This is a genomic window from Streptomyces sp. NPDC086777 (assembly GCF_040702065.1).
Taxonomy (GTDB): Bacteria; Actinomycetota; Actinomycetes; order Streptomycetales; family Streptomycetaceae; genus Streptomyces.
In genome coordinates this window covers 229,576-242,012 of the sequence record NZ_JBFBJI010000009.1, presented here as the reverse complement: position 1 = coordinate 242,012, position 12,437 = coordinate 229,576, and the positions used below count along the sequence as shown (strand labels likewise).

The window sequence follows — 12,437 nt, the reverse complement described above, 5'->3', positions numbered from 1 at the left end:
CGTGAGCGGAAGGCAATTTGCAGAACTGCCCGGCCGACGCGTTTATGGTGTGCCGCATGTTTCGTATTGAGGCGGAAGTCGACAAGGAACGACGCGATCTGCTCCGCGCGCGGCTGCTGGCCACCAACACGGCGGCCTCTCCGGTCCTGGCCGCCCTGCGCGGCACCCCGGCCGAACGCGAAGTGCCGCTGCACCTGTGGGCGATGGACGAGGGTTCGGGCGACATGGCCGGCGGTCTGGTCGGGCACAGCTGGGCGTCCTGGCTGCACGTCACCTACCTCTGGGTGGACGCCCGGCACCGCGGCACCGGCCTCGGCGGCAGCCTGCTCGCGGAGGCCGAACGCATCGCCCGCACCGACCGCGCCTGCACCGCGGCCCGCCTGGAGACCTGGGACTTCCAGGCCCCCGACTTCTACCGGAAGCAGGGGTACGACGTGGTGTGCGTGATCCCCGACTACCCGCCGGGGATCACGGAGTACACACTGGTCAAGCGGCTGGGCTGAGCCTCAGCTCTCCCGTCGGGCGCCCGCCGACGGCACCGCCTCGAAGACCCGCGGGGCCTTGAACCCGGCCGCCGCGAAGGCCTCTTCGACCGCCTTCGCGATGGTGTCGACGTCGGCCGCCTCCGCGAGGACGATCGCCGAGCCGCCGAAGCCGCCGCCGGTCATCCTGGCGCCCAGCGCACCGGCCGCGTTCGCCGCCTCCACGACCAGGTCCAGCTCGGGGCAGGAGACCTGGAAGTCGTCGCGGAGGGAGGCGTGGCCCTCGGTGAGGACCGGGCCGATGGCACGGGTGTCGCCCGCTTCGAGGAGGGCGACGACGCGCTCGACGCGGTGGTCCTCGGTGACCACGTGCCGGACCAGGCGCCGCACCTCTTCCTCGTCGCCGAGACGCCGGAGCGACGCGTCGAGGTCGTCGTAGGCGATGTCCCGCAGCGCGTCCACGCCCAGCAGGGCCGCGCCCTTCTCGCAGCCCGCGCGGCGCTTGCCGTACTCGCCGCCGCTGTGCGCGTGCTTGACCCGGGTGTCGACGACGAGCAGGCGCATGCCCTCGGCCGCGAGGTCGAAGGGGATCTGCCGCTGCGAGAGGTCGCGGGTGTCCAGGAACAGGGCGTGGCCCTGCTCGCAGCAGGCGGACGCCGTCTGGTCCATGATGCCGGTCGGCGCCCCGACGTAGACGTTCTCCGCGCGCTGGCACAGGCGGGCCAGCTGCCAGCGCTGCAGGCCCAGTTCGAACAGGTCGTTGAGGGCGAGGGCGATCACCACCTCCAGGGCCGCCGAGGAGGACAGACCGGCGCCGGTCGGCACGGTGGACGCGAGGTGGACGTCGGCGCCGGTGACCGGGTGACCGGCCTCCCGCAGCGCCCAGACCACGCCCGCCGGGTACGCCGTCCACTCCTGGTCGGTGCCGGGCTCCAGGGCGTCGAGGGCGAGCTCGACGACCCCGCCCTCGACGTCCGAGGAGTGCAGCCGCAGCACGCCGTCGGCGCGCCGGGCGACGGCGGCCGTCGCCACGTGCGGCAGCGCGAACGGCATCACGAAGCCGTCGTTGTAGTCGGTGTGCTCGCCGATCAGGTTGACCCGGCCCGGCGCCGCCCAGACGCCGTCGGGAGCCGTGCCGTACAGCTCCTCGAAGACGTCCCTCACCTGTGCTGGTGCCCCCACTTACTGCTCCCTTGCTGCGCTGATGTGCTGCGCGAACTCCCACGCGTCCGCGACGATCCCCGCGAGGTCCGCGCGGGTCGGGTTCCAGCCCAGTTTCTCGCGGGCGGTGGCCGCCGAGGCGACCAGGACGGCCGGGTCGCCGCCCCGGCGCGGGGCCACGACCTCGGGGATCGGGTGGCCGGTGACCCGGCGGACGGTCTCGATGACCTCGCGGACCGAGAAGCCCTCGCCGTTGCCGAGGTTGCAGATCAGGTGCTCGCCGGGCCTGGCGGCCGTCAGGGCCAGCAGGTGGGCGTCGGCCAGGTCGGCGACGTGGATGTAGTCGCGGACGCAGGTGCCGTCCGGCGTCGGGTAGTCGTCGCCGAAGACGGAGATCGCGTCCCGCTTGCCCTGGGCGACCTGGAGGACCAGCGGGATCAGGTGCGACTCGGGGTTGTGGCGCTCGCCCTGCGCGCCGTACGCGCCGGCCACGTTGAAGTAGCGCAGGGAGACCGCGCCCAGGCCGTGCGCGGCGGCCTCGCCGGTGATCATGTGGTCGACGGCGAGCTTGGTGGCGCCGTACGGGTTGGTCGGCTGCGTGGGGGCGGTCTCGACGATCGGGACCTGCTCCGGCTCGCCGTAGGTGGCCGCCGTGGAGGAGAAGACGAGCTTGCGGACGCCGGCCTCGCGCATCGCGCCGAGCAGCGCCATGGTGCCGCCGACGTTGTTGTCCCAGTACTTCTCGGGCTTCACGACGGACTCGCCGACCTGCGAGAACGCGGCGAAGTGCAGGACCGCGTCGTAGGAGGGGTCCAGCCACTTGGCGGCGTCGCGGATGTCGCCCTCGACGAAGGCGGCGCCCGCGGGGACGCCCTCGCGGAAGCCCGTGGACAGGTTGTCGAGGACGGTGACCTCGTGGCCCGCCTCCAGCAGGTGCTGGGCGACCACGCTGCCGACGTATCCCGCCCCGCCCGTCACCAGGTACTTCATCAACTCGCTACCTCTCGCAGTCGCTCGGCCGCGCGCTCCGGCGGCACATCGTTGATGAACACACTCATGCCTGATTCGGAACCCGCGAGAAACTTCAGCTTGCCGGACGTTCGGCGGATGGTGAAAAGCTCCAGGTGCAGCGCGAAATCATCGCGCGTGACACCGTCGAACTCCTCCAGCGTCCCGAACGGCGCCTGGTGCCAGGCGGCGATGTAGGGCGTGGGAGGCTCACCCTCACCGAAGATACGGTCGAAGCGCCTCAAGAGTTCCAGATAAACCTGGGGGAACTCTGAGCGCGCCGCCTCGTCGAGGCCGAGCAGGTCGGGGACGCGGCGCTTCGGGTACAGGTGGACCTCGTAGGGCCAGTGTGCCGCGTAGGGCACGAAGGCGACCCAGTGTTCACCCTCGAGGACGACCCGTTCGTCGGCGAGTTCACGCTCCAGCACGGCGTCGAAGAGGTTCTCCCCGCCGGTGGCCTCCTTGTGCTGCGCGAGGGAACGCAGCATCAGGGCGGTGCGCGGGGTGGTGAAGGGGTAGGCGTAGATCTGGCCGTGCGGGTGACCGAGCGTCACGCCGATCTCCTCGCCGCGGTTCTCGAAGCAGAACACCTGCTCGACGGAGGGGAGATGGGACAGTTCCGAGGTCCGGTCCGTCCACGCGTCCAGGACGAGCCGCGCCTGCTCCTCGGTGAGGGAGGCGAAGGACGCGTCGTGGTCCGAGGTGAAGCAGACCACCTCGCACCGCCCGGAGTCGCCGGCCAGCGAGGGGAAACGGTTCTCGAAGACCACGACGTCGTACGACGAGTCGGGGATCTCGCTCAGCCGTTCGCCCTGGGTCGGGCACAGCGGGCACTGGTCGGCCGGCGGGTGGTAGGTGCGGCCCTGCCGGTGCGAGGCGATCGCGACCCGGTCGCCGAGCAGCGCGTCCCGGCGGATCTCCGAGGTGGTGTGCGTCCGCTCCAGCGGGCGGCGGTCAACCGCGTCCCGCACGGTGTCGTCGCGCAGGTCGTAGTAGATGAGTTCGCGACCGTCGGCCAGCCGGGTCGAGGTCTTCTTCACTGCGGACTCCCATTGATCGAGCCAGCCAACCATCCAACAGAACCGAACACACCAAAACACAACTCACCACGCCAGTCAACATTGCAATCAATCAAGGTGAGACAACGAAAGTGTTGAATTACTGGGTGCAGAACCCCACAGATGCCCCCGTATCCCCCACATACCTCGCCGCGGGGCTGCGGCTCCCGACCAACGGCCTGGACTACACGATCCTCGCGATCTACTTCGCCGTCGTCCTGGGCATCGGCTTCGCGGCCCGCCGCTCGGTGAGGACCAGCCTCGACTTCTTCCTCTCCGGACGGTCACTGCCCGCCTGGATCACCGGCCTCGCGTTCATCTCGGCCAACCTGGCCGCCACCGAGATCCTCGGCATGGCCGCCAACAGCGCGCAGTACGGCGCGTACACCGTGCACTGGTACTGGATCGGCGCCATCCCGGCCATGGTCTTCCTCGGCCTGGTGATGATGCCCTTCTACTACGGCAGCAAGGTCCGCTCGGTCCCCGAGATGCTGCTGCTCCGCTTCGACAGAGCCGCACACCTGCTCAGTTCGATCCTGTTCGCCTTCGCCGCCATTCTGATCGCCGGTGTGAACCTGTACGCCCTGGCGATCGTCGTGGAGGCACTGCTCGGCTGGCCGCAGTGGGTGGCGATCGTGGTGGCCGGCGCCTTCGTGCTGGCCTACATCACCCTCGGCGGGCTCTCCTCCGCCATCTACAACGAGGTGCTGCAGTTCTTCGTGATCCTGGCCGCCCTGATCCCGCTGTCCGTGCTGGGCCTGAAGAAGGTGGGCGGCTGGGACGGCCTGGTCGACAGGCTCACCGCCACCCACGGCCACAACTTCACGACCGCCTGGGGCGGCACCGGCATCGGCTCCGTCAACCCGCTGGGCGCGAACTGGCTGACCATCGTCCTCGGTCTCGGCTTCGTCCTCTCCTTCGGCTACTGGACGACGAACTTCGCCGAGGTGCAGCGCGCCCTGTCGGCGAAGAACCTGTCCGCCGCCCGGCGCACCCCGCTGATCGCCGCCTACCCGAAGGTCTTCATCGTCTTCCTGGTGATGATCCCGGGCCTGGTCGCCGCCGCGCTGGTGCCGACCATCGGGACCCCGAAGTCGGACCTCCAGTACAACGACGCGATCCCCTACCTGATGTCGCAGCTGCTGCCCAACGGCGTGCTGGGCATCGCGGTGACCGGGCTGCTGGCCGCGTTCATGGCCGGCATGGCGGCCAACGTGTCGTCCTTCAACACCGTGTTCACGACCGACATCTGGGCGAAGTACGTGGTGCGGGGCCGGGAGGACGGCTACTACGTGCGCTTCGGACGCCTCATCACGGCGATCGGCGTCTGCGCGTCGATCGGCACGGCGTTCCTCGCCTCCTCCTTCTCCAACATCATGAGCTACCTCCAGACGCTGTTCTCCTTCTTCAACGTGCCGATGTTCGTCGTCTTCGTCGTCGGCATGTTCTGGCGGCGGGCCTCGGCGAAGTCCGGCTTCTGGGGGCTGCTCGCGGGCACCGTGACCGCGATGGTCAACTACTTCGTCCTCTACAAGAAGGACGTCATCGGCATCCCCTCCGACCAGGGCGCCAACTTCGTCTCCGCGATCGCCGGGTTCGTGGCCGGCGCGGTGGTGATGGTGATCGTGTCCCTGTTCACCGCCCCCAAGCCGGAGGCGGAACTCGCGGGGCTCGTCTACGGCACGCGCTCGCCCGGCATGTCGGAGGCGCCGGCACCCGGCGACGAGGCCTGGTACCGGCGGCCGGCGCTGCTCGGCTGGGGCGCGGTGGTCCTGGCCGCCGCCTGCTACATCCCGTTCTCGTTCTAGTCCCGGTCGCGGGAGGATGGAGAGACCATGACCGACGACTCCGGGCACTCCGGGTTCCACTACTCCGAGCAGGACGTCCAGCGCGAGGTCACCGAGCTGGAGGGCCGGTCCACGACCGCGGCGCGGATCTTCGATCTGCGGCGGATCATCGGCGGGCTGTTCGTGCTGTACGGGATCATCGTCACGATCACCGGCATCACGGACTCGCAGGCCCAGATCGACAAGGCACAGGGGATCAACATCAACCTGTGGACCGGGATCGGGATGTTGTTGCTGGGGGTTTTCTTCCTGGTGTGGCTCTGGCTGCGGCCGGTGCCCCCGGTGGAAGAGGCCGATGACTGATTCGGTCGTGTGGTGACTGCGGGTGCGTGGGGGGGCTGGTCGCGCGGTTCCCCGCGCCCCTATCGGGGCGCTTCGGTTCCGCCGTTGAGCGGTCCGGCCCGGTCCAGCAGCCCTGTCCTTGCCGCCAGTGCCGCCGCCTCCAGGCGCGACCCCACCCCCAGCTTCATCAGCACCCTCTGCACATGGGTGCGGGCCGTGCTCGGGGCGATGCCCATGCCGGCGGCGATGAGGCGGGTGTCCTCGCCGTCGGCGACGCGGACCAGGACCTCCACCTCCCGCGGGGTGAGCATCTGGAGGAGGCGCTGGCCCTCGTCGTCGGGCTGGGCGGCCGGGTTGAGGAGTTCACCGAAGGCACCCTGGAGCAGGGCGGGTGCCACGGCGGCCTCCCCGGCCCGCGCCTTCATGATGGCCCGCTCGACGCCCTCTATCCGCTCGTCGTGCCGTACGTACCCGGAGGCGCCCGCGGCGAAGGCCGCCGCGATGCCCCGCGGGGACGGCACCGGGCCCAGGACCAGGACGGCGACCTGCGGCCGCTCCCGTTTGATCCTCACCACCGGGTCGAAGATCCCCGGTTCGGCCGGTGTCGCCGTACCGAGCAGGCACACCTCGGGCGCCCGTGTGATCACCAGCTCGGCCGCGCCGGCCGGGGGTGCCGCCGCCGCGAGCACCCGGTGGCCGCGCAGTTTCAGCGCCGAGGCCAGCGCCTCCGCGAGCAACCGGTGGTCGTCGACCACCATGAGCCGCACTCCCATAGAGCAACCCCCCAGTCCCCCCAATGGATGCCCCACTATGGATGCCCACTGGTCCGCATGGACAGAGGGCCCCCCGGCACCCCGTCCTTCATGCCCCCGGAAGCTACACGCTTGTTCGACGTTGCGCTGCCCCTACTGATGAGAAGTGCCCCGGATCGGAGGAATCTCTGGGTTTTCTCGCATTCGAGGGTCAAGAGCGCGTATCAGCCACCCGCGCCGAAGGCGGTGACCAGGTACTCCTTCACCGACGACGAGGACGTGGGGGCGTGGGCGTACGCGGCGGACAGGTAGAGGTGTCCCTGGGCGTAGCGGACTTCGGCGTAGTCGGGCGACATGGCGGTCTCCACGGCCTTCACCGCCGTGGTCGCCGGGTTCTCCAGCAGCTTGGTCTCCTTGAACGAGCCGCCGTCGATGCTGACGACCTGAGCGCCCTTGTCGTACGGCGCGTTCTTGTACGCGATCACATCGGGCCCGTCCATGCGCAGGGGTGTGATCGTGTAGTTGTCCCCGGCGTCGGCGCGCTGGCCGGTCTGCTTGCCGGTGCCCAGGTCGAAGGCGACGATCTCGTTGGTCTTCGTGTAGTCCCCGTCGCCGTCGTGCTGCTCGGTCGCCAGGTAGAGCCGGTCGTTGCCGACCACCACGCCCGTGCACTTCTCCAGTTCGTAGATGCCGTCGCAGCGGGCCGCGTACGAGCTGCCCGGCGTGGAGATGCGGGTGCGCAGGGCGCCGGTCCTGTTGTCGATGGAGAAGACGTCCGAGAAGCCGCTGCCGTCGCCGGCGCTGTTGTTGACGTCGGCGGCCACCACCAGCGGGTCGGTCGACACGACGCTGGCGTAGTCGATGCCCGAGGCCATCCGGTACTCGGAGAGCACCTTGCCGGAGACCGGGTCGAGGGTCTGGATGTGCAGCTGGCCCGCGTCGCCGCTGCCGCACCTGCGGACCGCGACCAGCTTGGCCCCGCCGCCGTAGCCGACGTCGTCGCAGCTGTCGGCCGCCTTCGGCTGCCAGCGGACCTTGCCGGAGGCGAGGTCGAAGGCGGCGCCGCCGCTGGAGCCGCCGACCGCGACCGTCTGCTGAGCGACCGTCACGTTGTCGAAGTTGACCGGCACATCGCCGGACTTGACCGAACGGGTCCAGAGCTTCTTGCCGGTGTTCAGGTCGATCGCGGCGACCTGGGTGCAGCCGGCCGTGGAGCCCTTCGCGGGCATCTTCGGCTGGAAGACGACCGCGGTCTGGCCGTCGGCGCTGACGTGCGAGGTGGCGCGGCAGACCGGGCCGGGCAGCGGGACCGTCCACAGCGTGGCGCCCGTGTCGCGGTCGTAGCCGGTGATCCGGGCGATGCCGGTCTTCGCGTACACCTTGCCGGTGAGCCAGGAGCCGGCGATGACGGTGGTGTCCTTGGCCGCGGGCAACGGGACCTGGAAGAGGACCTTGGAGGTGGTGTCCGCGGGCACCTTCTCGGTCCCCTTGCCGTTCTCACCGCCGTCCGCGCCCCGGCCGCCGGTGCCACCGCCGGTGGAGTTCGCCGTGTCGTCCTTCCTGCCGTCGCCGCCGGAGGATCTGGCGTACCAGATACCGCCGCCGACGATCAGCGCGATGGCGACGACCGCGGCGACGACGATGAGCAGCGCGGCGTTGTTGCGGCGGGGGCCGGGGCCACCCGGCCGGCCGCCCGGGTAGCCGTAGCCGGGCTGGGGCGGCTGGCCCGGGTAGCCGTAACCGGGCTGCTGGGCGTACGGGTTCGGGGCCGGGGGCTGCTGCGGGTAGCCGTAACCGGGCTGCGGGGGCGGCTGGCCCGGGTAGCCGTAGCCGGGCTGCTGGGCGTACGGGTTCGGGGGCTGGTCGGGCGGGGGCGGGGGCGGCTGGGTCATGGCGGAAACACCTCGGAAGACGGCGCGTGCGACGGCTGGGGACGGCGTGGACTGCGGGACGGCCCGGGACGGACCCCGCTCAGTTGCCGAAGGCCATCATCAGCTTCTCCTTCGCGTCGTCGCTGCCGGTCAGCCGTGTGGAGGAGAGGTAGAAACGACCGTCGGCCCAGTCGACCGCGCCGTCGTAGAAGCCGCCCTCGATGTCGGCGGTGTGCTGCGGGTTCTGCAGCAGCCTGGTGGTCCGGTGACTCGCGCCGGCGGTCGGGATCGACACGACCTGACCGCCCGCGTCGTACGACGGCCGCACGTAGGCGACGAGGCTGCCGCCCGCCACCTCGACCGGGTACATCGACTCGTCCGTCGGGGACTTCACCCGCCACTTCGCCGTGCCGTCGGTGAGGCTGATCGCGACGATCTCGTTGGCGCCGCCGCTCACGTCCGTCGGCAGGTAGAGGGTGTTCGCGTCGACGGCCACGCCCTGGCAGCCCTGCAGGTCACGGGCGAGGAGCGCCCAGCCGCACTGGGGGGCGAACTTCTCGTCGACCTTGACCTCGGAACGGAACGCGCCCTTCGCGTCCAGGACCGAGATGTTCCAGGCCTTCTTCTCGTCGTTGGTCATGTAGACCACGAGCGGGTCGACGGAGTAGGTGCGCTCGACCTGCCAGCCCTTCTTGACCGGCTGGCTCCACTCGACCTTGCCGGTGGCCGGGTCGAGCTGCGAGATCTCGTCGTGCTCGGCGGGGGCGCCGGCGGCGCAGGACGCCACCTGGACCAGCCGGTCCGTGCCGCCCGCGAACCCGGTCGGGAAGCAGGACGCGCCGTACTCCTTCTTGTCGTACAGCTTGTCGCCGCTGCCGAGGTCGTACGCCGTGCCGGACTGGGAACGGCCCACCATCAGCGTCTTTCCGCTGATCGTCAGCTCGATGCTGAGAGCGCTGTCGAACAGACCGCCGTCGGCGACGGTCGCGGTCCAGCCCTTCCGACCGGTGTCGAGGTCGATCTCCTGCAACTGGTTGCACTTGGCGCGGTCGCTGGTGCCGCTCATGTAGGCCACGACGACCTTGTCGTCCGCCGACTTCTGCGGGGTGACCGCGCAGATCTTCTGCGGGAACGTGATCGGGGCCCAGGCCGGGTCGCCGGTGCCCACCCGGTAGGCGAAGACCTGCTTGTACGCCGCCTTCACCGCCGTCTTCGCGGTGATCCACATGCCGGGTGCGTCGGCGCCGGAGGCGGGCGCGTCGGGTGCCGACTTGTACCAGAGCACCTTGGCTTCGCCGGATCTGCGGCCCGCGTTGAGGTTCTCCGGGTCCGCACCGCCGTCGCCGCTGCCGTCACCGGGGTCGACCGGACCGCCGGAGGCCCTGGGGTCGTCGGACTGCCCGGCGACCGGCTTCCCGCCGCCGTGCCCGCCGCTGGTCACGGCGTACACCGTGCCGCCGACGACCAGCAGTGCGGCCACCGCCGCCGCGACGATCAGCGCGGGCTTCCCCCGGAACGGCCCGCGACCGCCTCCGCCGCCGGGCGGCGGGGGCATCCCCGGTCCGCCGGGGTACTGCGGCTGCTGCTGGGGGTAGCCGTATCCGGGCTGCGGCCCGTACGGGCCCGGCGTGCCGTAGGGGCCGGGGGCGGGCTGCTGCGGGTAGCCGTACCCCGGCTGGGGCTGGTGGGGCGGCTGCGGAGGGAGCGGGGGCCCGCCCTGGGGTGCGCCGAAAGCTCCCTGCGCGGGCGGCTGTTGCGGAGCGCCGAAGCCGCCGCCCGGTGGCGGCTGGTCCTGCGGTGCTCCGAAAGCGCCCTGCGGCGGCCGGCCGGGCGGCTGTGTCATCAGCGTTCTCCCCCTTGTTCACTGATTTTGAGCCACGCCTGAGGCCGGCGACGGACGCGCGGTCGCGCTCAGGCGGTTCTCGGACTGACCTTTCTACCACCCGGCACCGACAGCCCACGGGCCCGCATCTGCCGCTGTTCCCAAGGGAGAACCGGCCCGTGATGGCGCCGTTACGCGCCTTCACGCCCCCTTCACCCCTCCCGCGCAAGGGGGTTGCGCGGGAGCGTGAAGAGGGCTGATTCACGCCGGTGAGTGCGCCCGTTACGCGTCCTCCGCCAACTCCAGCCAGCGCATCTCCAGTTCCTCGCGCTCCGCGGCCAGGTCGCGCAACTGGGCGTCGAGTTCGGCGACCTTCGCGAAGTCCGTGGCGTTCGCGGCGATCTGGTCGTGCAGCTTGGTCTCCTTCTCGGAGACCCGGTCCAACTGCCGCTCGATCTTCTGGAGTTCCTTCTTCGCCGCCCGCTGGTCGGCGGCGCTCCGCTCGGTCGTGGCGGGCTTGGCGGCCGCGGCGCCCGCGGTGGCGGCGACCGCCTCCTCCATGCGCTGCCTGCGCTCCAGGTACTCGTCGATGCCCCGCGGCAGCATCCGCAGCGTGGCGTCCCCGAGCAGGGCGAAGACGCGGTCGGTGGTCCGCTCGACGAAGAACCGGTCGTGGGAGATCACGATCATCGAGCCGGGCCAGCCGTCGAGGACGTCCTCCAGCTGGGTGAGGGTCTCGATGTCGAGGTCGTTGGTGGGCTCGTCGAGGAAGAGGACGTTCGGCTCGTCCATGAGCAGCCGCAGCAGCTGGAGGCGGCGGCGCTCACCGCCGGACAGGTCGCCGACCGGCGTCCACTGCTTCTCCTTGTTGAAGCCGAACGTCTCGCACAGCTGCCCGGCGGTCATCTCGCGCCCCTTGCCGAGGTCGACGCGCTCACGGACCTGCTGGACCGCCTCCAGGACCCGCGTGGCCGGGTTCAGTTCGGCGACCTCCTGCGAGAGGTAGGCCAGCTTCACGGTCCGGCCGACGGCGATCCGGCCGCCCACCGGCTGTGTCTCGCCCTCCGTGCGGGCGGCCTCGGCCATGGCACGCAGCAGCGAGGTCTTGCCGGCGCCGTTGACGCCGACCAGGCCGATCCGGTCGCCGGGGCCGAGCTGCCAGGTGACGTGCTTGAGCAGCACCTTGGGCCCGGCCTGGACGGTCACGTCCTCCAGGTCGAACACGGTCTTGCCGAGCCGCGAGGAGGCGAACTTCATCAGCTCGCTGGAGTCGCGCGGCGGCGGCACGTCGGCGATCAGCTCGTTGGCGGCCTCGACCCGGAAGCGCGGCTTGGAGGTACGGGCGGGGGCGCCGCGGCGCAGCCAGGCGAGCTCCTTGCGGACCAGGTTCTGCCGCTTGGTCTCCTCGGTGGCCGCGATCCGCTCGCGCTCCGCACGGGCGAAGACGTAGTCCGAGTAGCCGCCCTCGTACTCGTAGACGTCACCGCGCTGCACGTCCCACATGCGGGTGCAGACCTGGTCGAGGAACCAGCGGTCGTGGGTGACGCAGACCAGCGCCGAGCGGCGGGTGCTCAGGTGCCGGGCGAGCCAGGCGATGCCCTCGACGTCGAGGTGGTTGGTCGGCTCGTCGAGGACGAGCAGGTCCTGCTCCTCGATGAGCAGCTTGGCGAGCGCGATACGCCGCCGCTCGCCGCCGGAGAGCGGTCCGATGACGGTGTCCAGGCCCTTGGGGAAGCCCGGCAGGTCGAGCCCGCCGAAGAGACCGGTCAGGACGTCCCGGACCTTGGCGTTGCCGGCCCACTCGTGGTCGGCCATGTCGCCGATGACCTCGTGCCGGACGGTGGCGGCCGGGTCCAGGGAGTCGTGCTGGGTGAGGACGCCGAGGCGCAGCCCGCCGGAGTGGGTGACCCGGCCGGTGTCGGCCTCCTCCAGCTTGGCGAGCATCCGGATCAGGGTGGTCTTGCCGTCGCCGTTGCGGCCCACCACGCCGATGCGGTCCCCCTCCGACACGCCGAGCGAGACGCCGTCCAGCAGGGCACGGGTGCCGTAGACCTTGCTGACGTTCTCGACATTGACCAGGTTGACGGCCATTTCACTCCTGCGCACGGGGGATGGATCGCCCGTCCAGGGTAGTCGGACGTCAGCCGTGATCCT

The 12,437-nt window shown here is 70.7% G+C and carries 10 protein-coding genes; 3 read left to right on the top strand and 7 right to left on the bottom strand.

Annotated features, from left to right (window positions below):
* The first annotated feature begins 44 nt into the window (after positions 1-44).
* Complete coding sequence (locus AB0472_RS15875) at positions 45-503, top strand: GNAT family N-acetyltransferase (protein WP_366356975.1); 459 nt, start codon at positions 45-47, stop codon at positions 501-503.
* A 3-nt stretch (positions 504-506) separates the two neighbouring features.
* On the opposite strand, the gene galK is transcribed toward AB0472_RS15875, so the two are convergent.
* The 3 genes from galK to galT are packed head-to-tail and all read right to left on the bottom strand — an operon-like array spanning position 507 to position 3,691.
* Positions 507-1,664 carry a galactokinase gene (gene galK / locus AB0472_RS15870; protein WP_366356917.1) on the bottom strand — a complete coding sequence of 386 codons (1,158 nt, stop codon included), beginning with the start codon at positions 1,662-1,664 and terminating at the stop codon, positions 507-509.
* Positions 1,665-2,633, bottom strand: a complete 969-nt coding sequence (galE, locus tag AB0472_RS15865) for a UDP-glucose 4-epimerase GalE (protein WP_366356916.1) — start codon at positions 2,631-2,633, stop codon at positions 1,665-1,667.
* Positions 2,633-3,691 carry a galactose-1-phosphate uridylyltransferase gene (galT, locus tag AB0472_RS15860; RefSeq protein ID WP_366356914.1) on the bottom strand — a complete coding sequence of 353 codons (1,059 nt, stop codon included), beginning with the start codon at positions 3,689-3,691 and terminating at the stop codon, positions 2,633-2,635. Before galT ends, galE begins: the two co-directional genes overlap by 1 nt.
* A 125-nt stretch (positions 3,692-3,816) precedes the next feature.
* Between galT and AB0472_RS15855 the strand changes: the two genes are divergently transcribed.
* Complete coding sequence (locus AB0472_RS15855; RefSeq protein ID WP_366356912.1) at positions 3,817-5,517, top strand: sodium:solute symporter family protein; 1,701 nt, start codon at positions 3,817-3,819, stop codon at positions 5,515-5,517.
* Positions 5,518-5,544: 27 nt separating this feature from the next.
* Positions 5,545-5,859, top strand: a complete 315-nt coding sequence (locus tag AB0472_RS15850; RefSeq protein ID WP_366356911.1) for a hypothetical protein — start codon at positions 5,545-5,547, stop codon at positions 5,857-5,859.
* 59 nt (positions 5,860-5,918) lie between these two features.
* Here the strand turns inward: AB0472_RS15850 and AB0472_RS15845 are convergent, their stop codons facing one another.
* The 4 genes from AB0472_RS15845 to AB0472_RS15830 all read right to left on the bottom strand — a co-directional run bounded on the left by AB0472_RS15845 (position 5,919) and on the right by AB0472_RS15830 (position 12,374).
* On the bottom strand, positions 5,919-6,611 hold the full coding sequence (locus tag AB0472_RS15845; RefSeq protein WP_366356909.1) for a response regulator transcription factor: 693 nt from the start codon (positions 6,609-6,611) through the stop codon (positions 5,919-5,921).
* A 203-nt stretch (positions 6,612-6,814) separates the two neighbouring features.
* Positions 6,815-8,482: a PQQ-binding-like beta-propeller repeat protein gene (locus AB0472_RS15840; RefSeq protein ID WP_366356907.1), complete on the bottom strand. Its 1,668-nt coding sequence runs from the start codon at positions 8,480-8,482 to the stop codon at positions 6,815-6,817.
* Positions 8,483-8,561: 79 nt separating this feature from the next.
* The gene (locus tag AB0472_RS15835) at positions 8,562-10,304 is read right to left on the bottom strand and encodes a PQQ-binding-like beta-propeller repeat protein (protein WP_366356905.1); all 1,743 of its coding nucleotides are present in this window, start codon (positions 10,302-10,304) and stop codon (positions 8,562-8,564) included.
* A gap of 261 nt (positions 10,305-10,565) precedes the next feature.
* A complete protein-coding gene (locus AB0472_RS15830; protein ID WP_366356903.1) occupies positions 10,566-12,374 on the bottom strand; it encodes an ABC-F family ATP-binding cassette domain-containing protein in 1,809 nt (602 codons plus the stop codon).
* Positions 12,375-12,437 lie beyond the last annotated feature (63 nt).

Excerpts from the sequence above, each read along its gene's own strand:
- galE (WP_366356916.1), bottom strand. The coding sequence starts at position 2,633 with ATGAAGTACCTGGTGACGGGCGGGGCGGGATACGTCGGCAGCGTGGTC.
- AB0472_RS15875 (WP_366356975.1), top strand. The coding sequence starts at position 45 with ATGGTGTGCCGCATGTTTCGTATTGAGGCGGAAGTCGACAAGGAACGA.
- AB0472_RS15840 (WP_366356907.1), bottom strand. The coding sequence starts at position 8,482 with ATGACCCAGCCGCCCCCGCCCCCGCCCGACCAGCCCCCGAACCCGTAC.
- AB0472_RS15835 (WP_366356905.1), bottom strand. The coding sequence starts at position 10,304 with ATGACACAGCCGCCCGGCCGGCCGCCGCAGGGCGCTTTCGGAGCACCG.
- AB0472_RS15845 (WP_366356909.1), bottom strand. The coding sequence starts at position 6,611 with ATGGGAGTGCGGCTCATGGTGGTCGACGACCACCGGTTGCTCGCGGAG.
- AB0472_RS15850 (WP_366356911.1), top strand. The coding sequence starts at position 5,545 with ATGACCGACGACTCCGGGCACTCCGGGTTCCACTACTCCGAGCAGGAC.
- AB0472_RS15830 (WP_366356903.1), bottom strand. The coding sequence starts at position 12,374 with ATGGCCGTCAACCTGGTCAATGTCGAGAACGTCAGCAAGGTCTACGGC.